The 26,533-nt window shown below is 67.5% G+C and carries 27 protein-coding genes and 1 riboswitch; of the genes, 9 read left to right on the plus strand and 18 right to left on the minus strand.

Features of this window, described 5'->3' with window-relative positions; all coding sequences use genetic code 11:
* The first annotated feature begins 41 nt into the window (after positions 1 to 41).
* On the plus strand, positions 42 to 476 hold the full coding sequence (locus AC3ISA_RS04955) for an SRPBCC family protein (RefSeq protein WP_489179594.1): 435 nt from the start codon (positions 42 to 44) through the stop codon (positions 474 to 476).
* Here AC3ISA_RS04955 and AC3ISA_RS04960 read toward each other — a convergent pair.
* From AC3ISA_RS04960 to AC3ISA_RS05000, 9 genes are all read right to left on the minus strand, one after another.
* Entirely contained in the window at positions 473 to 1,453 is a 981-nt protein-coding gene (locus AC3ISA_RS04960) for a type II secretion system F family protein (protein ID WP_489179595.1), read from the minus strand. The genes AC3ISA_RS04955 and AC3ISA_RS04960 overlap by 4 nt on opposite strands.
* Positions 1,454 to 1,463: 10 nt before the next feature.
* Positions 1,464 to 2,441, minus strand: coding sequence for a type II secretion system F family protein (locus AC3ISA_RS04965; RefSeq protein ID WP_372692318.1), 978 nt, complete (start codon positions 2,439 to 2,441; stop codon positions 1,464 to 1,466).
* 4 nt (positions 2,442 to 2,445) lie between these two features.
* Complete coding sequence (locus AC3ISA_RS04970) at positions 2,446 to 4,107, minus strand: TadA family conjugal transfer-associated ATPase (RefSeq protein ID WP_372692316.1); 1,662 nt, start codon at positions 4,105 to 4,107, stop codon at positions 2,446 to 2,448.
* A 3-nt stretch (positions 4,108 to 4,110) separates the two neighbouring features.
* Positions 4,111 to 5,703 (minus strand): CpaE/TadZ family protein, encoded by a 1,593-nt coding sequence (locus tag AC3ISA_RS04975; protein ID WP_489179596.1) that lies wholly within the window; start codon positions 5,701 to 5,703, stop codon positions 4,111 to 4,113.
* 4 nt (positions 5,704 to 5,707) lie between these two features.
* On the minus strand, positions 5,708 to 6,397 hold the full coding sequence (locus tag AC3ISA_RS04980) for a CpaD family pilus assembly protein (protein ID WP_489179597.1): 690 nt from the start codon (positions 6,395 to 6,397) through the stop codon (positions 5,708 to 5,710).
* A gap of 7 nt (positions 6,398 to 6,404) precedes the next feature.
* On the minus strand, positions 6,405 to 7,919 hold the full coding sequence (locus AC3ISA_RS04985) for a type II and III secretion system protein family protein (RefSeq protein WP_489179598.1): 1,515 nt from the start codon (positions 7,917 to 7,919) through the stop codon (positions 6,405 to 6,407).
* Positions 7,920 to 7,945: 26 nt separating this feature from the next.
* Entirely contained in the window at positions 7,946 to 8,863 is a 918-nt protein-coding gene (cpaB, locus tag AC3ISA_RS04990; protein ID WP_489179599.1) for a Flp pilus assembly protein CpaB, read from the minus strand.
* A gap of 117 nt (positions 8,864 to 8,980) precedes the next feature.
* A complete protein-coding gene (locus AC3ISA_RS04995; RefSeq protein WP_489179600.1) occupies positions 8,981 to 9,499 on the minus strand; it encodes an A24 family peptidase in 519 nt (172 codons plus the stop codon).
* A gap of 99 nt (positions 9,500 to 9,598) precedes the next feature.
* On the minus strand, positions 9,599 to 9,778 hold the full coding sequence (locus AC3ISA_RS05000) for a Flp family type IVb pilin (RefSeq protein ID WP_489179601.1): 180 nt from the start codon (positions 9,776 to 9,778) through the stop codon (positions 9,599 to 9,601).
* A gap of 239 nt (positions 9,779 to 10,017) precedes the next feature.
* Between AC3ISA_RS05000 and AC3ISA_RS05005 the strand changes: the two genes are divergently transcribed.
* The 3 genes from AC3ISA_RS05005 to AC3ISA_RS05015 are packed head-to-tail and all read left to right on the plus strand — an operon-like array spanning position 10,018 to position 11,517.
* Positions 10,018 to 10,419 carry a pilus assembly protein N-terminal domain-containing protein gene (locus AC3ISA_RS05005; protein WP_489179602.1) on the plus strand — a complete coding sequence of 134 codons (402 nt, stop codon included), beginning with the start codon at positions 10,018 to 10,020 and terminating at the stop codon, positions 10,417 to 10,419.
* Between the two features lie 8 nt (positions 10,420 to 10,427).
* Positions 10,428 to 10,976 carry a TadE/TadG family type IV pilus assembly protein gene (locus tag AC3ISA_RS05010; RefSeq protein ID WP_372692307.1) on the plus strand — a complete coding sequence of 183 codons (549 nt, stop codon included), beginning with the start codon at positions 10,428 to 10,430 and terminating at the stop codon, positions 10,974 to 10,976.
* A complete protein-coding gene (locus AC3ISA_RS05015) occupies positions 10,969 to 11,517 on the plus strand; it encodes a TadE/TadG family type IV pilus assembly protein (RefSeq protein WP_489179603.1) in 549 nt (182 codons plus the stop codon). Before AC3ISA_RS05010 ends, AC3ISA_RS05015 begins: the two co-directional genes overlap by 8 nt.
* Before the next feature lies 1 nt (position 11,518).
* Here the strand turns inward: AC3ISA_RS05015 and AC3ISA_RS05020 are convergent, their stop codons facing one another.
* The 7 genes from AC3ISA_RS05020 to AC3ISA_RS05050 all read right to left on the minus strand — a co-directional run bounded on the left by AC3ISA_RS05020 (position 11,519) and on the right by AC3ISA_RS05050 (position 15,735).
* The gene (locus AC3ISA_RS05020; protein WP_489179604.1) at positions 11,519 to 12,826 is read right to left on the minus strand and encodes an anthranilate synthase component I family protein; all 1,308 of its coding nucleotides are present in this window, start codon (positions 12,824 to 12,826) and stop codon (positions 11,519 to 11,521) included.
* Positions 12,823 to 13,602: a tyrosine-protein phosphatase gene (locus AC3ISA_RS05025; RefSeq protein WP_489179605.1), complete on the minus strand. Its 780-nt coding sequence runs from the start codon at positions 13,600 to 13,602 to the stop codon at positions 12,823 to 12,825. Before AC3ISA_RS05025 ends, AC3ISA_RS05020 begins: the two co-directional genes overlap by 4 nt.
* A gap of 21 nt (positions 13,603 to 13,623) precedes the next feature.
* Positions 13,624 to 13,926: a winged helix-turn-helix domain-containing protein gene (locus AC3ISA_RS05030; RefSeq protein WP_489179606.1), complete on the minus strand. Its 303-nt coding sequence runs from the start codon at positions 13,924 to 13,926 to the stop codon at positions 13,624 to 13,626.
* A gap of 2 nt (positions 13,927 to 13,928) precedes the next feature.
* Complete coding sequence (locus AC3ISA_RS05035; protein WP_489179607.1) at positions 13,929 to 14,552, minus strand: hypothetical protein; 624 nt, start codon at positions 14,550 to 14,552, stop codon at positions 13,929 to 13,931.
* A gap of 139 nt (positions 14,553 to 14,691) precedes the next feature.
* Entirely contained in the window at positions 14,692 to 14,874 is a 183-nt protein-coding gene (locus AC3ISA_RS05040; RefSeq protein ID WP_291538791.1) for a DUF1328 domain-containing protein, read from the minus strand.
* Positions 14,875 to 14,980: 106 nt separating this feature from the next.
* Positions 14,981 to 15,391 (minus strand): hypothetical protein, encoded by a 411-nt coding sequence (locus tag AC3ISA_RS05045; RefSeq protein WP_372692301.1) that lies wholly within the window; start codon positions 15,389 to 15,391, stop codon positions 14,981 to 14,983.
* Entirely contained in the window at positions 15,391 to 15,735 is a 345-nt protein-coding gene (locus AC3ISA_RS05050) for an ElaB/YgaM/YqjD family protein (protein WP_159848619.1), read from the minus strand. Before AC3ISA_RS05050 ends, AC3ISA_RS05045 begins: the two co-directional genes overlap by 1 nt.
* 136 nt (positions 15,736 to 15,871) lie before the next feature.
* Between AC3ISA_RS05050 and AC3ISA_RS05055 the strand changes: the two genes are divergently transcribed.
* The 3 genes from AC3ISA_RS05055 (at position 15,872) to AC3ISA_RS05065 (ending at position 18,187) form a co-directional block, all read left to right on the plus strand.
* Positions 15,872 to 16,540: a fumarylacetoacetate hydrolase family protein gene (locus AC3ISA_RS05055; protein ID WP_489179608.1), complete on the plus strand. Its 669-nt coding sequence runs from the start codon at positions 15,872 to 15,874 to the stop codon at positions 16,538 to 16,540.
* Positions 16,537 to 17,172 carry a maleylacetoacetate isomerase gene (gene maiA, locus AC3ISA_RS05060; RefSeq protein ID WP_489179609.1) on the plus strand — a complete coding sequence of 212 codons (636 nt, stop codon included), beginning with the start codon at positions 16,537 to 16,539 and terminating at the stop codon, positions 17,170 to 17,172. Before AC3ISA_RS05055 ends, maiA begins: the two co-directional genes overlap by 4 nt.
* 94 nt (positions 17,173 to 17,266) lie before the next feature.
* Positions 17,267 to 18,187 (plus strand): aldo/keto reductase, encoded by a 921-nt coding sequence (locus AC3ISA_RS05065; RefSeq protein WP_372692297.1) that lies wholly within the window; start codon positions 17,267 to 17,269, stop codon positions 18,185 to 18,187.
* Here the strand turns inward: AC3ISA_RS05065 and AC3ISA_RS05070 are convergent.
* Positions 18,171 to 19,994: a TonB-dependent receptor plug domain-containing protein gene (locus AC3ISA_RS05070; protein ID WP_489179610.1), complete on the minus strand. Its 1,824-nt coding sequence runs from the start codon at positions 19,992 to 19,994 to the stop codon at positions 18,171 to 18,173. The genes AC3ISA_RS05065 and AC3ISA_RS05070 overlap by 17 nt on opposite strands.
* Positions 19,995 to 20,139: 145 nt before the next feature.
* Positions 20,140 to 20,323, minus strand: a riboswitch (cobalamin riboswitch).
* A gap of 76 nt (positions 20,324 to 20,399) precedes the next feature.
* On the opposite strand from AC3ISA_RS05070, the gene mutS reads away from it, so the two are divergent.
* Together mutS and AC3ISA_RS05080 are read left to right on the plus strand one after the other, a co-directional pair.
* Positions 20,400 to 23,093 (plus strand): DNA mismatch repair protein MutS, encoded by a 2,694-nt coding sequence (mutS, locus tag AC3ISA_RS05075; protein ID WP_489179611.1) that lies wholly within the window; start codon positions 20,400 to 20,402, stop codon positions 23,091 to 23,093.
* 99 nt (positions 23,094 to 23,192) lie between these two features.
* A complete protein-coding gene (locus AC3ISA_RS05080; RefSeq protein WP_489179612.1) occupies positions 23,193 to 25,010 on the plus strand; it encodes a methyl-accepting chemotaxis protein in 1,818 nt (605 codons plus the stop codon).
* A 92-nt stretch (positions 25,011 to 25,102) separates the two neighbouring features.
* On the opposite strand, the gene lpdA is transcribed toward AC3ISA_RS05080, so the two are convergent.
* Positions 25,103 to 26,524, minus strand: coding sequence for a dihydrolipoyl dehydrogenase (gene lpdA / locus AC3ISA_RS05085; protein WP_372692292.1), 1,422 nt, complete (start codon positions 26,522 to 26,524; stop codon positions 25,103 to 25,105).
* Between the last annotated feature and the right edge of the window lie 9 nt (positions 26,525 to 26,533).

Raw genomic sequence — 26,533 nt, forward strand, 5'->3', positions numbered from 1 at the left:
TGCGCCTTCCTTCCGGCGACAAGCCGTGCCAGAGCGAAACCATGGATGACACTCGTATCGAAAAACGCGTCGGCGTTCAGGCGACCTCGGACCGGATCTGGGACCTGGTCGCCGATCTGTCGGGCTGGAGCGCCTGGAACCCGGTCGACACCGATGTGGAAGGCGCCATCGCCTATGGCGGCCGGCTGACGATGAACGAGGCCTGGCCCGACATGGCCGAGCGTCAGGCCCTGGCCCAGGTCGTCGAATGGCAGCCGCGCGTGCGTCTGGTCTGGGCGGAACGGCGCGGCTTCCTGTCCCAGAGCCTGCGCTACATCCAGATCGAGGAGTTGGGCCCCGGCAACTGCATCCTGACGGCGGGCATCCGCTTCTCGGGCCTGCGTGGCGAACTGTTCCACGACAAGCATCGCCCGGCGATCCGCCAGGCCCAGGAAGCCATCGTCGAAGGCCTGAAGGCGGCAGCGGAAGCGGGCTAGCCGCCCTCTTTCATCATGTCGATGACGTTCAGGATCGCCGGTCCCAGGATGACGATGAACAGCACCGGCAGGAAGAACAGGATCATCGGCACGGTCAACTGCGCCGGCAAGGCCGAAGCCTTCTTCTCGGCGGCGGACAGACGCAGATCGCGGTTTTCCTTGGCCATGACGCGCAGGGCTGTCGCCAACGGCGTGCCATAGGTCTCGGCCTGGGTCATGGCGGTGGCCACCGACTTCACGCCCGGATGGTTGGTGCGCTTGCCCAGGTTCTCATAGGCCATGCGACGTTCAGGCAGATAGGAAAGCTCGGCCGACAGCAGCGACAGCTCCTCGGCCAGGTCGATCGACGACGGCCCCATTTCCTGGCTGACCTTGGTGATCGCCGCCTCAATGGACATGCCCGCCTCGACGCAGATCAGCAGCAGGTCCAGCGCGTCGGGAAACGCCTGCATGATCGAGGTGCGGCGCTTGGTGATGCGGTTCTTCAGATAGAGGTTGGGCGCATAGAAGCCCGCCACCGCCGCACCCATCACCAGCGTCAGCTTGTTCATCGTGGGCCAGTCCACGACCTTGATGACGAACATGTAGAAGGCCGCCACGATCATGAAAACGAAGGGCGAGGCGAAGCGGAAGAAGTAGAAGGTCGTCAGCGGACGCGGGCCGCGATAGCCGGCCTGGGCCATCTGTCCGGCGACCTTGGGGTCCTCCAGCAGCTTGGTCAGGTTCAGCCGATCCACGATCCGCTTCTTGAACCCGTCGTCGGTGTGACGCAGCGCGCCTTGGCCAGCGGCCATATTGGCCCGCGAGCGGCGTTTCAGGTCGTCGCGCCGTTCGGCGACGGCCTTCATCCGCTTGTCCAGCGCAACGCCCCCGGTCATCGACGACATCAGGGTCAGGACGGTGGCGAAGACCAGCACGCCAACGCCGATGCTGAGCAGGTTCTGTGGATCGGTGATGAAGCGGATGAAGCTTTCCATGATCCCCGCCTCAGAACTTGAACGAGATCATGCGCTTCATCACGAAGATGCCGGTCGCCATCAGGCAGACCGCCATCAACAGCATGAAGTTGCCGCGGAAGTCGGTGAACAGGGGCATCATGTAGGACGGCGTCGTCATCATGACCATCGTCATGACCGCCGGCGGCAGGGACGCAATGATGCCGGCCGAGGCCAGGGCCTCGGACGACAGGGCCTTGATCTTCTCGCCCATCATCCGCCGCGCGCGCAGCACGCCCGACAGGTTGCCCAGCGCCTCGGCCAGGTTGCCGCCGGTCTTCTGCTGAATGGCGATGACGATGGTGAAGAAGCGCAGTTCCGGCGTCGGCATCCGCTCGAACATCTTCTCCAGCGCCTGCTCCAGCGTCAGGCCGACGCCCAGTCCCTCGACCAGCTTCTGGAACTCCGGCCCCAAGGGCGCAGGACTTTCGCGAGCGATGATCTTGAAACATTCGTGGACCGGCAGGCCCGACTTGATGCCCCGCACGATCACGTCCACGGCGTTGGGAAACTCCAGCGAGAATTTCTTCATTCGCCCCTTGGCCAGGAAGCCGACGACCCAGCGCGGCAAGCCCAGGCCGAAGACCACGGCGACGCCCAGGACCGCCAGGATCGGCAGGCCCAGCACCAGGGCGACCAGCGCCGCAACCACCCCGACCACGGCGGAGATGATGTAGAAGGTCGTCACTTTCAGGCTGAGGCCCGCCTGTTTCAAACGTGACGCCAGGGTGGTGCGCGCCTTGCGCTCGCGACGATCCGCTTCCTGAAGCTGGACCAGGATCTGCTTGCGGCGCGCCTCGGGCGTATTGGCGGCGGCGGCCTTGCGGGCGATCGCGGGGTTCTTCTTAGCCTCGCCCAGGCTCTGGGCGCGCTTGACCGCCTGGGCGGACGAATCGTCGCCCCCGACGAAGACCCAGCCCAGGCCGCCGATGGTGATGAAGGCCAGAACGGCGGCGAGAATCGGCAGCATCGTCCTACTCCGCCGCGTCCAGGGCGTCGGCCAGCTCGCGCTCCAGCCCGTAGTAGCGGGCGCGGTCCCAGAAGCGGGGACGGGCGATGCCGGTCGAACGGTGACGGCCGATGATCTTGCCGTTCTCGTCCTCGCCGGTGATGTCGTAGACGAACAGGTCCTGGGTCACGATCACGTCGCCTTCCAGGCCGACGACCTCGGTGATGTGGGTGATGCGACGCGACCCGTCGCGCAGGCGGGCGGCCTGGATGATGACGTCGACCGAGCCCACGATCATCTCGCGGATGGTGCGCGAGGGCAGGCCATAGCCGCCCATGGTGATCATCGATTCCATCCGACTGATGGCTTCGCGCGGGCTGTTGGCGTGCAGCGTGCCCATCGAGCCGTCGTGGCCCGTGTTCATGGCCTGCAACAAGTCGAAGGCCTCGGGTCCGCGCACCTCGCCGACGATGATCCGCTCGGGGCGCATCCGCAGGCAGTTCTTCACCAGATCACGCATGGTGATCGTGCCCTGGCCTTCCAGGTTTGGCGGGCGGGTTTCCAGACGCACCACATGCGGCTGCTGCAGTTGCAGTTCGGCGGCGTCCTCGCAGGTGATGACGCGCTCGGTCGGGTCGATGAAGGCCGTCAGGGTGTTGAGCAGGGTCGTCTTGCCCGACCCGGTGCCGCCCGAGATGACCAGATTGCATCGCGAGGCGCCGATGACGCCCAGGACGCGCGCGCCTTCGGGACTGATGGAGGCGTACTCCACCAGGTTCTTCATCGTCAGCTTGTCCTTCTTGAACTTCCGGATCGTCAGCGTCGGACCGTCGATCGCCAGCGGCGGGGCGATGACGTTGACGCGCGAGCCGTCCGGCAGACGGGCGTCGCAGATGGGGCTGCTCTCGTCCACGCGGCGGCCGACCTGCGACACGATCCGCTGACAGATGTTCATCAGCTGGGTGTTGTCGCGGAACCGGACGTTGGTCAGCTGGACCTTGCCGGCGACCTCGATGAAGACCCGCCCGGCGCCGTTGACCATGATGTCGGCGATGTCGTCGCGCGCCAGCAGCGGCTCCAGCGGCCCATAGCCCAGGACGTCGTTGACGATGTCCTGAACCAGATGCTCCTGCTCGGCGACCGACATGGAGACGTTCTTGATCGCCACCAGCTCGGCGACGATGTCGCGGATTTCCTCGGACGCCGCCTTCTGGTCCAGGTGCGCCAGCTGGGCCAGGTCGATGGTGTTCATCAACGCGTTGAAGATCGTCGTCTTCGTGGCGTGATAGTAGTCGCTCTGTTCACGGACGATCTCGGCGACCGCCTGGGCCTTCTTCAGCTGTTCCAGACCGGCCGTAGCCTTGGGGCCGGTCCCGGCGACATTGCCGGTCGGCCGCGGCGCTTCCGGCTTGGGTTTGGGGCGCGAGGCCAGGGCGTCGAGACGGTCGGCAGGCGCGGGCTGCGTCGGCGCCGATGCGCGTTCGAAGGCTTCCGCCGCCGGCTCCAGGTCCTCGTCGGCGAAGGCGTAGGCCTCGGCCCTGGCCTGAGCTTGGGCCTGGGCGGCCATCCCCGGCGGGGGCGCGGCGGCGTCGACCTTGAAGACGGACACAGGCTCGCCGGCCGGCGCAGGCGCCGGACGCATCGGCGCCGTCGTGACGCCGGGCTGGCCTGTGCGCTTGCCGAACATGCGTCAGCGCTTCTTGAACATGTTGGCGAACAGGGACTTGGACGCGCCGTCTGCGGGCTTGGACGACTTTTCCGACTTGGCGGGTTTGCCCGCCTTGCCCTTCGGCCCGGCGATCATCGGCAGTTCGCGACGCGAGACGATCTGGGCCAGGGTCTGGAAGGCCTCGGCCGCCTTGGTCTTGGCCCCGGCGTCCAGGATCATCTGGCCGTTGTTGGCGGCGGCGCCGAAGGTCTTGGCGTCGAAAGGGATCAGCAGACTGGGATGCACGCCCAGAGCAGCGCCAAAGTCCTTGGCCGGAATCTCGGGACGACCAGGCACCCCGACCTGGTTCAGCACCAGGCGCGGCGGCGCATCATTGGGCCGGCCCTGACGGATCAGGTCGATCATGTTCTTGGCGTTGCGCAGCGAGGCCAGGTCGGGCGTGGCCACCACCACCACCTCGTCGGCGCTGATCAGGGTGCGGCGCATCCACGGCGACCACAGGTGCGGCAAGTCCAGCACGACGAACGGCGCCGTGGCGCGGATCTGGTTCGTCACCTCCTCGAACGCCTCGGTCGAGATGTCCCAGTCCGTCTCCAGGCTGGCGGGCGCAGCGAACAGGCTCAGCTTGTCGGTGCAGCGGACCATCATTCGGTCCAGCAGGGTCGCGTCCAGCCGGTCGGGCTGGCCCAGGGCGTCGGCGACGCCGCTCAACGGGTCCTGGTTGAAGTCCAGGCCGGCGGTGCCGAACGGCAGGTCATAGTCGACGATGACGGTATTGGCGCCGATCCGCTCGGAGATCGCATAGGCCGTGTTGTGAGCCACGGCGGACGCCCCTGCTCCGCCCCGTGCGCCGACGAAGGCGATGGTGCGGCCGACAAAGGGCTGGGCTGGATCGTTGAACAGGCCGCCGATGGCCGCGATCAGTTGCAGCGGCTGCAACGGCGCGACCAGATATTCGCTGACCCCCCGACGCATCAGTTCGCGGAACAGGATGATGTCGTTGGTGGCGCCGATGACCACGACCTTGGTGCCCGCGTCGCAGACCTCGGCCAGTTGATCGACCTCCCAAAGCAGCGTCTGGGGGTCTTTCAGGCATTCGACGATGATCAGCGGCGGCGTGGGTTCGTGATGATAGGTCTCGACCGCAGCCGCCACGCCGCCGACGCGGATCTGGGTCGTGGCGCGCGACAGGCGGCGATCCTGAGCCGCGCGCTCGGCGGCGGCCAAAGTATCCTGGCGCTCGGCGAAGACATGGATGGCGATGCGCGGCACCGACACTTCGCCGATATTGCTGGACGGGGCCAGACCCGTGGACCCCAGGCCCGTCACATCCAGACCCGTCTCCATCAGGCTGGCCTCGGCCTGGGCCACCACTTCGCCGACCGGGTTGAATCCGGCGGCCTCGGGCACATAGGCGGGCGCCACCGCGAAGGGCGCTGGCGGTTGGGGCGCGGGCTGTTGTGGCGCTGGCGGAACGGACGGGGCGGCCGTGAACTGAAGCGGCGCCCGCGTTTGGTCGGGCGAAACCTCGGCCAGGGGTTCGGCGAACTCCATATCGACGTCGAAGGCGTCGTCGAAAGTATCGAACTCGCGGGGGACGGGGGCAGTGCTCATGGGTCTAGTTCACCGCACGGGAGACGGCGGTCTCCCGGATCAGGGTTTCCGGCTCGGCGGATGTCGGCTTGCCGCCGCGATACAGATCGAAGACCACGGTGCGGCGCCCGGCGTCGGCAGGCGTCATGGCGCGCGGCCGCTGGATGTCGCGCGGATCCTCGATCTGGGCGGCGAGGTTGGCCGTGACCGCGCAGCCGAAGTTGGAGGCGGATTGATTGTCGCCCGAACGGCCCAGATTGCCCCAGGTCGTTCCGCATCGCGGCACGGCGGCGCGGACGGTCTGATAGCCGACCACAACCGGCGCCCTCGGATCCGGCGCCGCATAGCTGACCAGGGTGATGCGATCCGGCGCCACGCCCGACGCCGCCAGTATCGACTTGATGTCATAGGCGGTCTTCAGCGCGACCGGATCGTTTCCGGCGGGCGCCTCGATCACCATCGGCACGGCGTCGACGTAGCGATAACGTCCGACCAAAGCCTGCAGGGCGTCGCCCTGGGCCGGCGACAGGCCGGTGTCGTGAACCGCCAGGGCGATGCGGTCCAGGTCGGGCTCGACCTGAAGCTGATAGCGCGAGGTCGGCGTCAGCGGCGGCTCGCCGCCCAGGCTGGCAGGGCCGCCAACGCAGGCGCCCAGAGCGAGGGCGGTCGTGGTCAGAAGGGCGATGATCGGGGTGCGGATCACACTGCAAGTCATGGGGCGCTCACTCGATCACATAGCCGACCGAACCGGCCGGGGGCGCATTGGGCAGGCCATAGACCTGGTTCAGCTGTCCGAAGAGGATAGTCTGGCTGTCTTCGGCGATCCGCAGGCCGTCGGCCGGCGTCTGCATCCTGCCGGGCGAGGTCGGGCTGACGATATAGGGCTCGACGATGACCACCAGCTCGGTCTCGCCCATAAGATAGTCGCGCGAACGGAACAGCTGACCCAGCACCGGCAGATTGGTCACGCCGGGCAGCGAGTCCACCGCCTGGCGGCTGCTTTCCCGCAGCAGGCCCGCGATCATCATCGAACCGCCCGAGGGGATTTCTATGGTGTTCTCGCTGCGACGCACCGTCAGGCCCGGCAGGGTGATCGACGACGGCGTCCCCGCCCCGATGGTCAGGCCGCCTTGCGACGACAGTTCCGACACCTCGACCTTGACCTGAAGGCTGATGCGCCCGCCCGACAGCACCACCGGCCGGAAGGCCAGGCCCACGCCGTAGGGTTTGTACTGGACGGTGATCTGGCCCTGGGCGTCACGGCTGGCCGGCACGGGGAATTCGCCGCCCGCCAGGAAGCTGGCCGCCTCGCCGTTGACGGAGGTCAGATTCGGCTCGGCCAGGGTGCGCAACAGACCGACGCGTTCGAAGGCCTTCAACATGGCCTCGCCCTTGTTGAGACCGTCAGAGCCGGGTCCGGCGCCCTGCGGCGCCGTATCCCAGTTCGCGGCGTCTTGGGGGCCGTTCACAGTGTAGTTGCAGAGGACGCCGGGCGCGAAGGCGCCGCCGCACGGCCGTTGAAGCTGATAGTTCTTCGTCGTATCGATCGACGAGCCGGCGCTGATGCCGCCCAGCAAGGCGCCGTTGACGCCCCAGGTCGCTGCATTGCCCAACAGCCATTGCGTATCGCCCAGGCGGCCGATGACCGCAGACGTATTGAAACCAAGCTGCTTGATGACGTTGCGCTGAACCTCGACCACGCGAACCTTCAGCGTCACCTGGTCCGAACCCGGCACGGTGATCAGGTTCAGCACCTTTTCGGGCGCCGAGACGAAGGCGGCGGCGATGCGCGCGGCCTGGGTCGAGGAGGCGGGGTTTTCCGCCACGCCGGTCAGGATGATGCTGTCGTTGACCGCCTCGGCGCGGACCTGTCCGCCGGGGATCATCCGGTTCAGCGTGTCCTGCAGCGCGCTGGTGCCCGCATCCACCCGCACCTTAAGGCTCAGGATCGTGCGTCCGGCCCCGTCCAGGAAGACGGCGTCGGTCTCGCCCGGCGCGATGCCGATCACGGTGATGCGGCGCGGCGAGTGCAGCATGGCCTCGGCCACCTGCGGATTGGACACGATCACGTCGCGCGCGTCGGCCGGCAGATCGACGGCGAAGGATGTGCCGCGCGGAAGGTTGATCATCTGCGGCGCGGCGCCCATCGCCACGGCGGCGCGGGTCTGGGCGACGCCGGCGGGCGCGGCGGTCAGGCTGGCCAGAAGGGCGCAGGCGACGGCGGCGGTCTTTTGCATCGCGGATCGGCGCATCGGAACGGCTTTCATGGGACGGCGACCACTTCGGGCGCGCCGCCGCGATAGATGCGAACGGCCTGGGGTTGAGCCGTCGCCGCAGCGCGACGGTGCGTGGCGCCGGACGGGCCGGCCGTATCGGCATAGGAGCGCAGCGACAGCGACAGCTCGCCCTCGGCCTTGGCCTGGGCCAGCATTTCGGCGTCCTGCGGACGGACTTCCAGGGTGGCGGTCGCGCCGACCACGGCCTGTTCGTCGTCGCCGGCGCGCGTCGATTGGTCGATGGCAAGAACCTTGATGTTCTGCAACACGGTGCCGGAAATGAACTTGGACTTGGAGGCGCCTTCGACCGCGCCGTTGCGGTTGGTTTCTGCGGTCAGGACCACGTCCACTCTGTCGCCCGGCAGGATGAAACCGCCGGCGGCGGATTCCACGGTCACGGCGATCGCCATCGCGCGCATCCCCGGTTCGAGATAGGCGGCCAGATATCCGCTGTCGCCGGCGCGCACGATCTTGCGCGCCACGATCGGCTCACCGGCGAGAATGGGTTCGCGCACGACCGAACCGATATAGTCGGATTTGGCGCCGGGTCCGGCCAGTTCGTTTGCTGCATGGGCGACACGCTCGACCGCGCCGGAGGCCTTCTCGGCCGCGTTCTCGGCGACGGGCTTTGCGGGAACAGGCGTGGAGCCGTCGGTGATGAAGACCGGATTGACCTCGTCCGCCGGCCAGTCTTTCCAGGCCAGATCGCCTTCGACCAGACGCTTGCCCGGCTCCAGATCCTTGGCGGCGACCAGCACCTTGGCCATCGCCCGCGTTTCGACCGCAGCGGCGGCTGCAGGCGCGGCGGGTTGGTTCGAGGATGATCCCATGGCCCGAACCACCAGGGCCAGACCGATGGCCGAGACGGCGGCGATGCAGATGACGACGATACGGGCGGGCTTCATCCAGGATGTCTCCAGCAGGCGCTGTGTTCGGATTCAGTCCCCGAGGCCTACCGTTAACGATCATGACCCTTACGGGTTAACGCTTCCTAAGCGGCGCGAACGCTGGTCCGTGTAGCCTCAGCGACCCGAGGCGAAGGTCAGCATCAAGCCGCTTTCCGGCAGAGCCAACAGGGCGCCGGCGGCGATGGCGACGCCATAGGGGATGTCGCCCTTGGGCTGCATCAGATTGACGACCCACCCTTGCGACACCGACGGTGCTACCATCGGGAAATACTGGCGGGCGGTCATCAGGAACAGGCAGAAGACGCCGCCAGCGATGCCGGTCCACAGCAGGAAGGGCGCGACGCCGCTCAATCCCATCCACAGACAGCTGGACGCCAGCAGCTTGGCGTCGCCGCCGCCGACCCATCCGGCCGCGAACATTCCCATTCCGACCAGAAGCGCAGCCACGCCGATCCCGACGTGAATGGCGATATCCATCGGCGCGGCGCCGATCAGCAGGGCGACGGGAAAGAAGGCGCCGACCAGGGCCAGCGAGATCCAGTTGGGGATCTTCATCGTGATCAGGTCATGCAGACCGCCGACGATCACGAGGGCCGGAAACACGCCGAGCACGATGAGCAGCAGAATATCCATAATGAGAATAGTCGCAGCCATGCCTTAAGGTTGGGTTTCCGACATACGAAAAGGGCCGGGGCTTTGGCCCCGGCCCTTCCGTCGTATCTCTTTGGAGAGTTACTTGCTGTTGGCAGTCTGCAGGTCGGTGGCGACGCGAGTGAAGGTGCCCTTCAGTTGGGTGCTCATCGTGCCGAGAACCGTAATCAGGGCGACGGCGATCAGAGCCGCGATCAGGCCGTACTCGATGGCGGTGGCGCCCAATTCGTCTTTGGCGAAGCGCGAGATGAACTTGGTCATGGGGTAGTTCCTTTTTTCAAATGGTCTAGCGAGCAACTTGGCGGGGGGAGCCGGTAGCCCGCTTGACCCCCAAACGCAGGATCAAAATGCCAGACCCCCGTTAAATCTGAGTCACGAGGTTTGGTTACGCGCGGATTTACCAAAGAAAATTCTGATGGCGTCGCTTCAGGCTTTATTGAGGATCACGGCTGCATCATGCGTGCGTCCGCGTCTGCACGCGCCGTTATTCAGAGCCGCCGATGTCCCGCATCTCCGCCGCCGTCCTCGCCGTCGCCCTCGTCGCGTCTCCCATTGTCGCCCACGCCCAGAACGGCCCGCTCAACGTCGAGATCGATCGCTCGACCCGGGTCCAGCTGCGCGGCGCGGCCGCCTCGGTCATCGTCGGCAATCCGCAGATCGCGGACGTATCGATGGTCGACGCCAACACCCTGTTCATCGTCGGCAAGGGCTATGGCGTCACCGAGGTCGCCGTGGTCGACGGCGTCGGCCGCACCCTGTTCCAGCGCGAGATCGTCGTGTCGGGCGGCTCGACCGGCTCGGTCCGCGTCTGGCGCGGCGCCCAGGCGACGGAAATGGCCTGCGGTTCCTCCTGCGCGCCCAGCGTCCGCGTCGCGCCGACCAGCGCGCCGACCGCCCCCTGATCCCGGACATGAGCGCCCCGGACCCATCGGCCGCCCGTCAGCGTCGTTCGCGGCGCAGAAGAACGCGTGAAGGCGCGGCGGCCGTCGAGTTCGCCATGGTCGCCCTTCCTTTCTTCCTGATGATCTTCTCGATCCTGGAACTGGGCATCGTCTTCGTTCTGGATTCCGTGATGGAGACGGCGACCACGGAAGCCGGCCGCCTGGTCCGGACCGGCCAGGCCGATCAGCAGAAGTTCACCGCCGCCCGCTTCAAGACCGAATTCTGCAGCCGCATGATGCTGTTCGAGAGCGACTGCGCCAATCGCGCGACCGTGGATGTCCGCGTGATCCCCAAATTCACCGAGCCCAATCCTCCCGATCCGATCACCAACGGCGCGATGGACGAGAAAAAGACCATCTACGACGGCGGCAAGCCCGGCGACCTCATTCTGGTCAGCGTCTGGTATGTGCACCCGCTCGCCACCCCGATGTTGAGCCAGGCCACCTCGCCGCTCGGGATCGGTAAGATCATACTGCGCTCCACGACCGCCTTCCGCAACGAGCCCTGGAATGCGTAGGTCCGGCCTGATCTCCTTCTTCAGGGCCCTGGCGCGCGACACGCGCGGGCTGGCGGCGGTGGAGTTCGCCTTTCTCGCTCCGATCCTGATCGTGTTCTATTTCGGCATGGTCGAATTCTGCCAGGGCTATATGGCGCTGAAACGCACGGGTCATGTCGCCGCGATGACGGCGGACCTGGTGTCCCAATCCGATTCCGTCACCAAGACCGAGGTCCAGGATCTGCTCGCTTTCGGCGATCTGATCATGAAACCTTTTGCAGCGAGCGGCCTGACCCAGCGGGTCTCAAGCGTCACGCGCGTCAATGCGACGACCTACCGGGTCGACTGGAGCGTCGGAAAGGGCATAACCGCGAAACTGACGGTGGCGGAGGCCAAGCTCCCCTCCGACATGCTCGCCGACGGCGAATCCGTCATCGTGGCCGAGGCGAACTACGACTACAGGTCGCCGTTCGATCGTGTCGCCCCCTATGTCACCCAGTTCAAGCGGATGGCTTATCTGCGTCCCCGCACGGCCGACGTCATCGCCTGCAAGACCTGCTGACCTAAGGCCCGATCAAGGCGTCGCGCATCGCTGAAATCTTGACGTCGGTCTCAGCTTCCTCGGCAGCCGGATCGCTGTCGGCGACGATGCCGGCGCCGGCCAGGGTTCGGAAGCGCCAGACGCCGTCCGATCGTTCGAAACCGGCCGTTCGGATCAGGACCGAGGCCGTCAGGGCGCCGCTCTCCCCGATCAGGAACAGCGAGCCGCACCACGGGCCGCGCGGCGGCTCATGCGTCGCGATCACCTTCATGGCCTGATGCTTGGGCGCGCCGGTGATCGAACCCGGCGGGAAGGTCGCCTCCAGCAGGTCGGCGGGGCCGACGCCGGCCGCTGCCCGTGCGGTCACCGTCGAGACGAGGTGATGCACGGTTGGATGGCGCTCGATCTCGAACAGGGTCCCGACGCGCACGGATCCCGGCTGTGACACCCGCGCCAGATCGTTGCGCATCAGATCGACGATCATCAGGTTCTCGGCACGATCCTTGGCGCTGGCCTGCAACTCATCCGCCAAGGCTTTGTCTTGAGCCGGATCGACGGCGCGCGGGCGGGTGCCCTTGATCGGGCGGGCCTCGATGCGGCGGCTGGCGGCGTCGAAGGCGAGGAACAGTTCGGGCGAGTTGGACACCAAAGCCCGCTCCCCGATCCGCCAATAGGCCCCGAACGGCGAGGCGCGATTCTGCTGAAGGCGCAAAAAGACGTCGAACGGATCGGCGGCAGGCTTCAAGGCTCCGGACCAGGCCTGCGCGATATTGGCCTGGAACAGCTCGCCCGCAGCGATCCGTTCCACCACGTCCGAGACGGCGGCGCGATAGGCGCCCGCCGGCGCTTCGGCGTCGAAGGTCTCGGCCGGCGCAGACGGCGGGGCGACAACGGCGGTGTTCGCCAACCAGCCGAGCGCGACCTGCGCCGCCGCGTCCGCCTGTTCCGGCGTCGCCCCTCGCCCCAAGGCGGTCACCGTACGCTGGTGATGATCGAAGGTCAGCATGGCCGGATAGCGGGCCAGCATCAGGTCGGGCCATGTCGTCTCTCGCCGCCCGGTCGCCGGCCGCGCGCCCGCATCATAGGCGGCCAGGCCCACCACGCCCGCGCCGAACGCCGGATCTCTCAGCGCCTGGAACGGCGCGGCGTCATCGACCGGACCGACTTGAACGCGGTCCGGCGCCGTGGCCACGTGCGACCATCGCCCGCCCGGCCCGCCGTCGGACACCAAGGCCAGCACGCCGTCGCCGCCGCCCAGCCCCGCCGCCACTGCGACGGGTTCCGCCCATGGCGCATCGCGCGTGACGACCTGGCTCAGAACCTCGCTCACGCCGACAGCCGCTCCACGATCCGGTCGCGCCGAGCCGTATCGACACCCAGGGCGTCGCTTAGATAGGCGTCCACCGACCCATGCCGCGCCTCGACCTCGGCGAAGGCGGCCTCCAGATAGGCGGCCTCGACGCCCAGGAAGGCGACGACGGCGTCGTCGGACGCGATACGCCCCGTCATCTTGTGCAACTGCCTGGCGATGCCGGGCGCGCGTCCGGCCAGATCGACCGCCGTATTGGTCAGCAGATAGTCCTCGATCATGTCGTCGCGGGACACGCCCAACAGGTTATGGGTCAGGGCGGCGAGGAAACCCGTCCGATCCTTGCCCGCCGCGCAATGGATCACCACCGCCCGGTCCTGATCGGCCAGAGCTTGGAAATAGCGGGCGAAGACATCCTGATGCGACGAATCGAACGGCAGGGTCCGATAGGTGGCTTCCATGAACCGACGCCCCGAATCCGGCGTCAAATCCGCAGTCTTCAGGAAGGCGATATGCGGCGCCTCGGCCCCGTCGTCGACGCCGCCTTCGATCACCAGGCCGGTGAAACCCTCCGGCCGACGCGACGGCTGATCGCGCCGCTCGCCGGGGCGACGCAGATCGACAACCGCCCCGATATCCAGCAGCCTCAACCGCTCCAGATCCGCATCGCTGGCCCGCGCATGGTGGGCGGAGCGCAACAGACGGCCGGGCTGCACGCGCCGCCCGGCCGTCGTGGCGTAGTCGCCATAGTCACGGAAGTTGTCGATGGCCTCGAAGGCGTGAAGACGGGTGGTCATGCCCGCGCTTCTAGCTTGATTTCACCGATCTGGCAGCAGGCCCGCCATCGCGTCGAGATAGGCGACGAAGGCGTCGCGTCCCTGGTCGGTCAAGCTGGCCTCGGTCAGGGGCTTTCGGCCCTTGAAACTCTTGGTCACGGCGACGAAACCGGCCTCTTCCAGCTTGCGCAGATGGACCGACAGATTGCCGTCCGTGGTCTGCAATCGGGATTTCAGGCTGGTGAAATCCGCCGTCCCCGCTCCCGACAGATAGGCCATGATCCCCAGCCGAATGCGCCCATGGATGACGTCGTCGATGCGGCTGATGTCGAAATCATCGGCCATGCTCAGACGATCTCCGACGGTTCCTGACGCATCAGGATGATCCCCGGAACCAGGGCGACGGCCATCAGCACGACCGTGAACACCAGATAGATCGCCGGGCTTTCGATGAACCAGGCCACCGCGACCGCGCCGGCATAGGCCGCCAGGGCCGTGAACGACATCCAGCGCGTCTTCGTCATCGCCGCACCGATCATCCAAGCCGAGCCATAGGCGACCAGCACGGTCGTGGGCATCACCGCCATCCACGACCAATTTCCGGTCTTGAAAGATAGAGCCATCAGCGCCAGCCAGGTGACGAAGATGCCATACCCGACCCCGGACCAGGCGGCGCCGACCGCCTTGTTGCCAGCCGAGTTGATACCCGGCTTGCCCGTCATGCGTCCGATCAACACCGTCAACCCGATGGCGAAGACGACGCCAGAGGCGATCCAGAGCCACAGCTGCACCCATGGATTGACCTGGATTATTCCCGCCTGAATGGCCCACTGGCCAATGTTGGCGGCGCCGAAAACGATGGCGGCCGTAACCAGGATCGGTCCCGCCAGCAGCGGCGCATGGCGGCCCTCGTGCGCGAGGCTGCGCATATAGGCGATGTCGTCCTGAATGGCCTGGGTCTCGCGGGTCATGGGTCTCTCCTCCTCAAATCCGATGAAGGAAACATCGTCCACAAACTTTGTGTTGTAAAGTTCTTTCTCGACATCGCCTTGGTGCATAGAAAAAGGGGCGGAACCGAAGTCCCGCCCCTCAATCTGATTGTCTCGCCCGTTATAGTCGGGGGGCGCCGCCGCGTCCGCGAAGTCCGCCGGCCACGAGGGCGATGACGAACAGGATGATGGCGACAACGGCGACGAATTTGGCGATTTCGAACGAGAAGTTCGCAATGCCGCCGAAGCCGAGAACGGCCGCGACCAAGGCCACGACCAGGAAGATAATTGCCCAACGCATCATGGGTTTAGCTCTCCTGAGTTGATGTTGCCGTCGGCGACCCTAGAGCCGTTCGTCGGTCCGTTGCATCAACGTCGTGGCGGCTTGGCCGTTCCCTCGTTCGGGCGCCTTATCGACGGCGACGGCTCTTGTAGCCGCCCTGGTCCATCTTGCGGTCCGCGACCATGCTGGCGACGATGGCCGCCAGAGCCGGATTGCGCAGCAGGAGGAAGGCCGCACCCAGACCGCCCACGGCGCCAACGATGGGCCGCTCGCGCACGATATGGATCACCTTGCCCAGCAAGCCTTCCGGCTCTTCCTCTTCGTCGTCCTCGTCGTGCTTGTCGCCCTTCAGGAAGACGACGGCGACAATCAGTGCGACCAGAGCGAACAGGCCGAAGGTCACGGCTGCCGCGCCCAGCGGCGTCAGCTTGAGGCTGAGCGCATAGAAGATGGATACGCCAAGAAAGACGACGGCCAGAAACACGCTGGCGGCGACGACGGCCGTCGCCACCAGCTTTTTGACGATGCCCTTGAACATCAGCGGCGACGGCCGGCCAGTAGCATGCCCAGGATGACACCAACGCCCAGAGCCACCGCGGTGGACTGAAGCGGACGCTCCTGCACGCGCTCGACGACATAGCGTTGCGCCTCGTCGAAGCGTTCGGCGGCGTCGTCGTAATATTCGCGGCCCTTCACGCGGGCTTCGTCGTAGTAGCCGCGAGCCTGGTCGCGCACTTCGTCGCTCTTGGCGCGCAGCTTGGCTTCAGCCTCGGCGGCCTTTTCGCGCAGGCGTTGGGTTTCTTCGCGGGCGCCGGTCTTCAGATCCTCCTTGAGGGTCTTCAGGTCGGCCTTGATGTCTTCTCGGGCCTTGGTGGTGGCCATGATGCGCGCTCCGTTGAAAGCTTGGCGGTAGAATAGAGAACCCCGTCTGGCAACGCCACACTCCGAACGAGGTTCCAACAGATGGGCGCCCGCCTCTACCCTCGCCATGGGCTTTTCGCCGCACTAGAACGGCTGGATGACCCAATGGCTGTTCCCACCCCGCCCCGTCCCGTCCCTGCCTATCGTCGGCTCGGACCAGCGCTTCCCCGTTCGCCGGATTCTGTGCGTGGGCCAGAACTACGCCGCCCATGCGCGCGAGATGGGGTCGGACCCCGACAAGCAGACGCCCTTCTTCTTCACCAAGCCAGGCGACGCGCTCGTGTCGGACGGCGCGAACCCCGCCTATCCTTCGGCGACGGCGAACCTGCATTACGAGGCCGAACTGGTCGCGGCCATAGGGCCCAATGCTGACGGCGGCGTCGCGATCGTCGGCTGGGCCGTCGGCTGCGACCTAACGCGACGCGATCTCCAGGCCGAGGCCAAGAAGACCGGCCGCCCGTGGGACGCCGCCAAGGGCTTCGACCAGTCGGCGCCGTGCGGCCCCATAACCTTGGGCGCCCTGCCCCATCCCGCCGGCGCCATCGGCCTCAGCGTCAACGGCGAGGTCAAGCAGGCGGGCGCGCTGGACGACATGATCCTGAACCCCGACCGCATCGTCGAGGCGGCGCAGGCTCTGTGGTCGCTTCAGCCCGGCGACCTGATCTTCACCGGCACGCCTTCCGGCGTCGGTCCGGTAAGCCCCGGCGACCGTGTGGTCGTGACCGTCGAGGGTCTGGAGACGCTCAGCTTCGAAATCCAGCCATGATCCTGCACGGCTATTGGCGTTCGGGCGCCAGCTACCGCGTCCGCATCGCCCTGAATCTGAAAGGGCTGGGGTACGACCTCTCCGCCCACGACCTGCGCAAGGGCGAGCAGAAGACGGCCGACTATCTGGCGCTGAACCCGCAGGGCATGGTCCCCGCTCTGCAAGACGGCGACCTGATCGTCACCCAGAGCCCGGCCATCCTGGAATGGCTGGAGGAAACCCACCCCGAGCCGGCCCTGTTGCCGAGGGCGGCGAACGATCGCGCGGCCGTGCGCGCCATGACCGCCCTGATCGGCTGCGACATTCACCCGCTGAACAACCTGCGGGTGCTGAAGGCCTTGCGGTCAAATTTCGACGCCGATCAGGCGACCGTGGACGCCTGGGCCGCCGGGTGGATCGCGCCGGGGTTCGACGCGCTGGAGGCTTTGATCGCACGCCACGGCGGCGCCTGGTGCTTAGGCGATGCGCCGACGCTGGCCGATTGCTATTTGATTCCACAGCTTTATTCGGCACGGCGGTTCAACATGGACCTGTCGCCTTGGCCCCGCCTTCTGGCCATCGAGGCGACCGCCGAGGCGCACCCCGCCTTCGCCTCGGCCCACCCGGATCGTCAGCCCGACGCGGATGCCTGATTTTCGCCTGATTGCGCATATCAGCGGTGGATAAGTAGGGTTCGCTTAAGGTCTCGCTCAGCGTCCCTTAAGCATTGCGGCTCATATTGCGGGCGTGTCGTATTCCCCCGCCACACCTTCGGCGTCGTCGCCCATCCATCGCCTGGCCCTCGCCGTGGTGACAGAGCCCGAACGCGCGCCCGGCGCCTTCATGAGCGCGCCGTCCGGCGCCCGCGAAGAGGCCATGCGTTTTCTGCTGCAAACGGGGGCCGACGCCGGCGTCAAACTGATCGCCACCCGCCCCGAGGGCGACGGCGAGCGCCTGCTGGGTCAGGCCTGGCCATTCCCGTCGCCCTTCCAGGTGACGGTGCGGACCGTGCCGATCAGCGAAGGTGTGGACCGGGTCGAGGCCCGCGCCCGCCGCTCATTGGAACGTATGGGTCTGCCGCGCGGCGACGTGCTGCTGATTTCCAACGCCGCTGACTTGGCCGGCGCTGAGGGTCGCGCCCTGTGGGATCGCGCCCGCAGCCTTAAGGATCGCGGTCTTTATCGCCGCATCGGTTTCTGCGCCACGTTGGAGGACGGTCCCGCCCTGCTGGCGCGCCGTCTCGAAGCCGATGTGGTTCAGGTGCCGTGCAGCCTGCTGGACCAACGCGCCGCCCAGGACGGCGTACTGGAAGCCATCGCCGATACGGGTGCATCCGTTCATCTGTCTTCGGTCTTCGCCGGCGGCCTGCTGTTCGCGGGCGGCGACGATCTGCCTGTCGAACTGGCCAGCCACGCCCAGGCCCTGTCGCGCACGCGTCGGCGTCTGGCCGAACAACGTTGTGACCCGATGCAGGCGGCCCTGGGCTACGCCCTGGCGCTGAAAGGCGTGGACAAGGTGGTGGCCAGCGTCGCCTCGGCCGCCGAACTGCGCGCCATCCTGGCCGCCGCCCACGCCCCCTGTCCGAACCTGGACTGGGCGTCTCTGGCGCTCGAAGCGCCGGCGGCCTTCACCGCCGGCGCCCGCGCCCGGATCAGTAGCGCAGCCTGATCCCGACATAGCCGGACCGTCCCGGCTCTCCGTAACCAAACACCTGCTGATAGTGTTCGTCGGCCAGGTTCTCGATCCGAGCCGTCAGGGTGACCTGGTCGGTCAGTTCATAGGCCGCGTTCAGGTTGGCCGTGACGAAGCCCTCGCGAGCCACGGTCGAGAAGCCGCCGCTGTCGTCCTGGTCGCCCTCGGCCCGCACCGTCAGCGCGCCCGAGACCCGGTCGCCGGTCCAGCCCAGGGTCGCCGAACCGGCGTGTTCCGGCACGCGCAACAGGCGGGCGCCCGTCGTGCGGTCCTCGGCGTCGGTCCAGGCATAGGCCAGCGTCAGGTCGAAACCGGCGCCAAGCAGGGCGCGGCCTTCCAGCTCGAACCCGTCCGAACGGGTCTTGGCGACGTTGATGTAACGGCCGGCCGTATAGGTGATCTGGTCCTCGACGTTCAGGCGATACAGGGTCGCGCGGCCATCGAACCGGCCGTCGGCCGAGGCCCAGCCCAGGGCGATCTCGACGCTGTCGGCCGTTTCCGGCTTCAGTTCGGGATAGGGCAGCGGTGCGAAGCAGAAGTCGCACACCGCCTGGCTGACGGTCGGCGACTTGAAGCCGGTGCCGTATGCGCCCGACAGGATGAAACCACCGGCCAGATCATAGGCGGCCGAAACCCGGCCCGTCGTCTTGGAGCCGAAGTCGTCGGTGTCGTCGTAACGTAGGCCGCCGGTCAGGTTCAGCGCCCCGACATCGTATTTGGCCACGCCGAAAACCGAGGTGATCGCCAGTTCGCGCGACCGGCCCGACGACAGGTCGGCCGAGGCCTCGTTGCGCTCAACGCCGAATGCATAGTCCACGTCCTGCGCCTTGCCGTCCGCCTGCCAGCGATAGGCCTGGCGGTCGCCGGTGAAGGTCGAGCCGAAGCCGCCGCTTACCGAGCTGCGGTCGATGTCCGACGCCGAGACGCTGAACTGATGGTTCAGGCCGAACGCGTTGGCGGTCACCCGGCCAAAGCCCGACCATTGCTCGCTTTCCTGGGTGTCGTCGGTGTCGGCCAGCGAGAAGGTCGGCGCCGGGAAGCCGTCGATGTCGGCCTTCGACTTGTTCCAGCGCACCGAGCCGTCGATCTTGACCGCATCGGACAGGACGTAACGCCCCTTGGCGCCCAGGGTCGTGCTGCGGAAACCGTCCGTCTCGGGATTGCCGTCGGCCTTATCGGCGGCGGAGATGCCGTCGGTGTCGAAGCGCGAAACATAGGCGCTGAAGGCGTAGGTCTCATTGGCGACGCCGGCCGACAGACGGCCGCGCACGGTGTCGAAACTGCCGGCCTCGGCCTCGGCGCGCACGCCGTCGATCTCCTTCGTCGTGAAGGCAATCACGCCGCCGATGGCGTCGGAGCCCCACAGCGACGACTGCGGGCCGCTGAGCACCTCGATGCGCTCGATGTCGGCCAGCTCGAAACTGGAGAAGTCATAGGCGCCGTTGGGCTCGGCCGCATCGTTGACCGGCGCGCCATCGACCAGGACCAGGGTCTTGCCGGGCGTCGCGCCGCGCATGCGGACCTGGGCGACTCCTCCAAAAGCGCCCGAGCGCGTCACCGACAGACCCGGCACGTCGGCCAGGATGTCGGCGGCGAAGATCGCGCCGCGCTTTTCGATGGTCGCGCCGTCGATGACGCGGGCGCCGGGCGTGTCGGCGACAATGGCCGGGATGCGGGTGGCGGTGACGACGACTTCGTCAAGCTGGGTCGTGTCGTCAGCAAATGCGGGTGCGGCGAAGGCGGCCGCGATCGCGGCCGTCGAGAGAAGAATGGAACGCTTCATTGAGCGAGATCCCCGTTTCCGGTCCCGCGAATGCGCGCGAGAGACCGTTCAAAGCGAGCCGACCCGCCAGACCGAGGGTCTGGACGGCGCAAGGTCGGGTCGCTGCGACGAGATAGTCCCGCGCCTCTGCCTGGTCCCGGACAGCGACGAGCGACGTTGGCGGCCAGGTTTCCTGGCTTGCGGGTCAAAAAACGCCGTCCTCGCCTTCCCAGTTTCCCAGTGGCGCCGAGGTGATCAGACCCCGGACGGACGACGCTCTCGCCGCCTACAGTTGCGGGCACAGCCACGGTGTCTCACCGTGTTCCCTAAACCGCCTGGCGCGGCCTATCGCAGGGGCGACAAGCCTGTGCAAGGGCCGTTCAACGGCCTTGAGCCGCCGGGCGCGATCCGTCACCCTGTCGCCACATGAACGCGCCCGTCACCCACCCGCCCGAAATCGCCGCTTCGCTGGAGGGTGCCACGCCGTTCATGGCGCAATATCTGACGGCCAAGGCGGGTCAGCCGGACGCCATCCTCTTCTTCCGCATGGGCGACTTCTACGAGCTGTTCTTCAAGGACGCCGAGGTCGCGGCCGCCGCCCTGGGCATCGCCCTAACCAAGCGAGGCAAGCACCAGGGCGAGGACATCCCCATGGCCGGGGTGCCGGTCAATTCGATGGAGGGCTACCTCGCCCGCCTGATCCGCATGGGCCACAAGGTCGCCATCTGCGAACAGCTGGAAGACCCCGCCGAGGCCAAGAAGCGCGGCGGCAAGGCCGTGGTCCATCGCGGCGTGGTCCGGGTGGTGACGGCCGGCACCCTGACCGAGGATTCGCTGCTGGACGCGCGCGGCGCCAATCGCCTGGCGGCGGTCGCGGTGCGCAAGGGCCGGGCGGCGGTCGCCGTGGTCGAACTGTCGTCCGGCGCCGTCGATTCCGTCGCCTGTTCTATCGAAGACCTGGGCGCGGCCCTCGCCGCCTTCCGACCGTCCGAGGTTCTGGTGACCGACCTGATGTATTCGGACGAGGCCACGCGAGATGCGCTGGATGGTTCGGGCGGCGTGGTCCAGGCGCTGGCCAGCGCCATCGCCGAGCCGCAGGCCGCACGCGTGCGGGTCGAACGGCTTTACGGCGTCTCCGCGCTGGACGGCTTCGGCGCCTTCGAGGAGGCCGAGGTCTCGGCGCTGGGCCTGATCGCCGCCTATCTGGAGACGACCCAGGCCGGCAAGGTTCCCGCCCTGGCCCCGCCGCGCCGTCTGGGCGAGAGCGGCTTTCTCGCCATCGACCCGGCGACGCGAACCAGTCTGGAGATCGACCGCACCCAGCGCGGCGAGCGCGAGGGCTCGCTGCTCGCCTGCATCGACCGCACCGTCACCTCGGGCGGGGCGCGGGCTTTGGCCGAACGGATCGCTCGCCCCCTGCGCGATCCGCTCGCGATCAACGAACAGCTCGACGCCGTCGAATGGCTGCTGGAGCGGCGCGAGCTCAGGCGCGACCTGCGCGAGGCGCTGAAGGCGTCGTCGGACATCGCCCGCGCCGTCGGGCGGCTGGCCCTGGGTCGGGGCGGCCCGCGCGACCTGGCGGCCGTGCGCATCGGCCTGTCGATCGCGGAGGGCGTCGCCGGCCTGTTTGTCGGCCAGTCGGGGGGCCAGCTCGATCCCCTGACCGGCCAGCCGCGTCGCATCGCCTCGGCGCTCGACCGGCTGACCCTGTCTGCCGACGTGTCGCGGCTGAAGGCCGATCTGATCGACGGCCTCGTGGACGAGCCCTCGCACCTGGCGCGCGACGGCGGCTATGTGCGCCCCGACTATCGCCCCGAACTGGACGCCGCCCGCACCCTGCGCGACGACAGCCGCCGCGTCGTCGCCGATCTGGAAGCGCGCGCCGTCGCCGAATCCGGCGTGCCCTTCAAGGTCAAGCACAACGCCGTCCTCGGCTATTTCCTGGAAACCTCGGCCAAGGCGGCGGAGCCCCTGTTCCGCGCCGGTCCCGACAGCCCTTTCATCCACCGTCAGACCCTGGCGAACCAGGTCCGGTTCACCACGGTCGAACTGTCCGAACTGGACGCCAGGATCAGCCAGGCCGGTCACCGCGCCCTGGCCATAGAAGGCGAGACCTTCGAGGGCTGGCGCCGCGAGGCCGCCCGCCTGGCCCAGCCGCTGCAGGCGGTGGCAGAGGCTTTAGCCGAACTGGACGCCCATGCCGCCTTGTCCGAATGGGCGCAGGAGGTCGGCGCGACCCGGCCCGTGGTGGACGACACACTGACATTCTGCGTCGAGGCCGGCCGCCACCCCGTCGTCGAGGCGGCGGTCAAGGCGCAAGGATCGCCCTACACACCCAACAACGCCCGGCTGGACGGATCGGGACAGGACGGATCGCGCCTCGCCATCGTCACCGGCCCGAACATGGCCGGTAAGTCCACCTTCCTGCGCCAGAACGCCCTGCTGGTCATCCTCGCCCAGGCCGGCGCCTTCGTGCCCGCCCGGTCGATGCGGCTGGGCGTCGTGGATCGGCTGTTCAGTCGCGTCGGCGCCGGCGACGACCTGGCGCGCGGCCGCTCCACCTTCATGATGGAGATGGTCGAGACCGCCGCCATCCTGACCCAGGCGACGCACAAGAGCTTCGTCGTTCTGGACGAGATCGGGCGCGGCACCGCCACCTATGACGGCCTGGCCATCGCCTGGGCCACGGCCGAGGCCCTGCACGAGACCAACCGCGCCCGCACCCTGTTCGCCACCCATTATCATGAACTGGCCCAGCTGGAGACGCGGCTGGATCACGTCTGCAACCTGTCCATGGTCGCGCGCGAGTGGAACGGCGCACTGGTCTTCCTGCACGAGGCTGCGCCCGGCGCGGCCGACCGTTCGTATGGCGTCCAGGTCGCCAAACTGGCCGGCGTCCCCGCCTCCGTCGTCGCGCGCGCCCGCTCGGTGTTGAACCGGCTGGAAGGTGAAAAGGCCGCCGCCGCTCGCCTGGACGACCTGCCGCTTTTCGCCGTCGCCGAGCCGGAGCCGATGCGCGGCCCTTCGCCTCTGGAGAAGGCCATGCAGGACGTCGATCCCGACGCCCTCAGCCCCCGCGAGGCGCTGGAAGCCTTGTATCGCCTGAAGGGTCTGGCCTGAGCCGACTACGCATCAACCCTTATAGGTTGAGAATTTTAACCTCGTTCCGGCAAGTCAGAAGCTCGGCCCCTCCACCGGCCTTTCTACTCGGACCAGACGATGAAGCTCAGCGCCCTTTCCCTGTCGGCCAAGACGGCCTTGATGGTTATCGCCGCCCTCGGCGCCCTGACCCTGGCCGTGATGGCGGTCGCCGCCGTCCTGTTGACCCGCGACGCCGAGGCCAGAGCGGCCGAGCGTCAGGAAACCAATATGCGGGTCGCCTGGGACGTGCTGGCCGACTATGGCGACGGCTTCACCGCGCGCGATGGCAAGCTCTACGTCGGCTCGACCCCGATGAACGATTTCACCGCCCCTGTTGATCGGGTGAAGACCCTGGTCGGCGGCACCGCGACGGTCTTCATGGGCGACCTTCGCGTCACGACCAATGTGGTCAAGGACGACGGCGCGCGCGCGGTCGGCACCCGGCTGAAACCCGGCCCGGTCTTCGACGCCGTGCTCAAGGACGGCAAAGCGTATCGCGGCCAGGCCGACATCCTCGGCAAACCCTATTTCGTCGCCTACGACCCGATCAAGACGGCGGCCGGCCAGACGATCGGCGTCCTGTATGTCGGCATTCCCAAGGCCGACTTCATGGCCTCGGTGAACCATGTGATGATCGCCCTGTTCGCCTGCGGCCTGGTCGTGGCCCTGCTGACCGTGGGCGCCTGCCTCTATGTGTCGCGCCGGATGTTCTCGCCGCTGAAGGGCCTGTGCGACCGGATGGAGGCCCTGCGCCAGGGCCGCACCGACTTCGACGCCCCCTGGGTCGCGCGCGGCGACGACATCGGCCAGATCTCGCGCGCCGTCATCGCCTTCCGCGACGCCGCCGTGCGCCAGAAGGAAACAGAGACCGAGGCCGAAACCATGCGCGAGACCGCCCGCGCCACCCGTGTCGCCAGCGAGGCGGATCGCGAACGCCTGGCCGCCGAGGACGCCGTCGTGGTGGAGGCCCTGGGCGACGGCCTGGCCGCCCTCGCGCGCGGCGACCTGACCTACCGCATCACCACCACCTTCGCCGAGCGCAGCCGTAAGCTGAAGGACGACTACAACGCCGCCGCCGACACCCTGACGGCGACCATGGGCGAGATCATCGAACTGGTCGGGGCCATGCGCGCCGGCACGGCCGAGGTCACCACCGCCACCAACGACCTGTCGCGCCGCACCGAGCAGCAGGCCGCCGCCCTGGAAGAGACCGCCGCCGCCCTGGATCAGATCACCGTCACGGTGAAGAAGACCGCCGAGGGCGCCCAGTCCGCCGCCGGCATCACCGCCAAGGCCCGCAGCGGCGCCGAGGAGCGCGAGCGGATCATCGCCGACACCACCGCGGCCATGGGCCAGATCGAAAGCACCTCGGGCCGTATCGGCGAGATCATCGGCGTCATCGACGAGATCGCCTTCCAGACCAACCTTCTGGCGCTGAACGCGGGGGTCGAGGCCGCCCGTGCAGGCGAGGCCGGTCGCGGCTTCGCCGTCGTCGCCTCCGAGGTTCGCGCCCTGGCCCAGCGCTCGGCCGACGCCGCGCGCGAGATCAAGGGCCTGATCGCCGCCTCCAGCGCCAGCGTCGGCGACGGCGCCCGCCTGGTGGCCCAGACCGGCGGCGCCCTGACCGCCCTGATCGGCCAGGTGGCGGAGATCAATCTGCTGGCCGCCGAGATCGCCGCCTCCGCCCGCGAACAGGCGGTGGGCCTGGCCGAGGTCAATGTCGCCGTGAACCAGATGGACCAGACCACTCAACAAAATGCTGCGATGGTCGAACAGACCACCGCCGCCAACCAGGCCCTCAGCCACGAGGCCGAGACCCTGGCACAACTGGTGTCGCGCTTCCGCATCGAGGCCGGCCGCCAAACCCACGACCGCGAGAACGCCTGGGCCGCCTGACGCACCACTGAAAGACAAAAGGCCCGGCCGCTGCGAAGCGACCGGGCCTTTTTCTTGACCTGAAGCCCCGCGCCTTTCGGCGCGGCGCCGGATCAGGCCTGCATCATCCAGCCTTCGACATCCATGGCAGCCTGGCGCACGGCTTCCGAACGGGTCGGGTGGGCGTGGCAGGTGCGGGCGATGTCTTCCGACGCGCCGCCGAAGCTCATGGTGATGGCGGCTTCATGGATCATCTCCCCGGCCTGCGGGCCCATGATGTGGACGCCCAGCACCTTGTCGGTCGCGGCGTCGGCCAGCACCTTCACGAAGCCGTCGGTCTCGTGGTTGATCTTGGCGCGGCTGTTGGCGGCGAACGGGAACTTGCCCTTCTTGTAGGCGACGCCCGCGGCCTTCAGCTGATCCTCGGTCTGACCGACCCAGGCCACTTCGGGGAAGGTGTAGACCACGCTGGGCACCAGGGCGTAATTCACGTGGCCGTATTTGCCGGCGATGGTTTCGATCACGGCGACAGCGTCCTCTTCCGCCTTGTGCGCCAGCATCGGGCCGTGGGTCACGTCGCCGATCACCCAGACGCCGCCCTCGTTGACCTGGCCCGCCACCTTGAAGTTGTCATGGTCGATGAAGCCGCGCTTGCCCGGCGTCACGCCGACGCTCTCCAGGCCCAGGCCGTCCGTGTAAGGACGGCGGCCGATGGCGACCAGGACCACGTCGCCCTTGATCGTTTCCGCCGCACCGCCGGCCGACGGTTCGACCGTCAGTTCCACCCCGTCCTTGACCGACTTTGCGGCCGTGACCTTGGCGCCCAGTTTGAACGTCATGCCCTGTTTGGTCAGGGTGCGCTGAAAGGCGGTGGCGACCTCGGCGTCCATGCCCGGCGTGATCCGGTCCAGGAACTCGACCACCGTGACCTCGGCGCCCAGCCGGCGCCAGACCGAACCCAGCTCCAGGCCGATGATGCCGGCGCCGACCACGATCAGCTTCTTGGGCACGGCCGGCAGCGACAGGGCGCCGGTGGAATCGATCACCTTGCCGTCCTCGAAGGCGACGCCCGGCAGCGGGGTCGGCTCGGAGCCGGTGGCGATGACGATGTTCCTGGCGTCCAGCGTCTGGACCGATCCGTCGGCGGCGGTGACTTCCACCTTGCCGGTTCCGACGATCTTGCCCCTGCCCTTGATCCAGTCGGCCTTGTTCTTCTTGAACAGGAACTCGATCCCCTTGGTCAGGGCGGTGACGCTCTCGTCCTTGGCCGTGTGCATCTGGTCCAGGTTCAGCTTGGGCTGGACCTCGATGCCGATCTTGGCGAACTCGGTATTGGCGGCGTTCCACAGTTCCGACGCGTGCAGCAAGGCCTTGGACGGCATGCAGCCGACGTTCAGGCAGGTGCCGCCCAAGGTCTCGCGCATCTCCACGCAGGCGACCTTCAGGCCCAGCTGGCCCGCACGGATTGCGGCGTTATAGCCGCCAGGGCCTCCGCCGATGATGACGACGTCGTAGGCGGCGGTGGCTTCGGCCATGGTATCCTC

It is taken from the genome of Brevundimonas sp. KH_058, assembly GCF_057838505.1.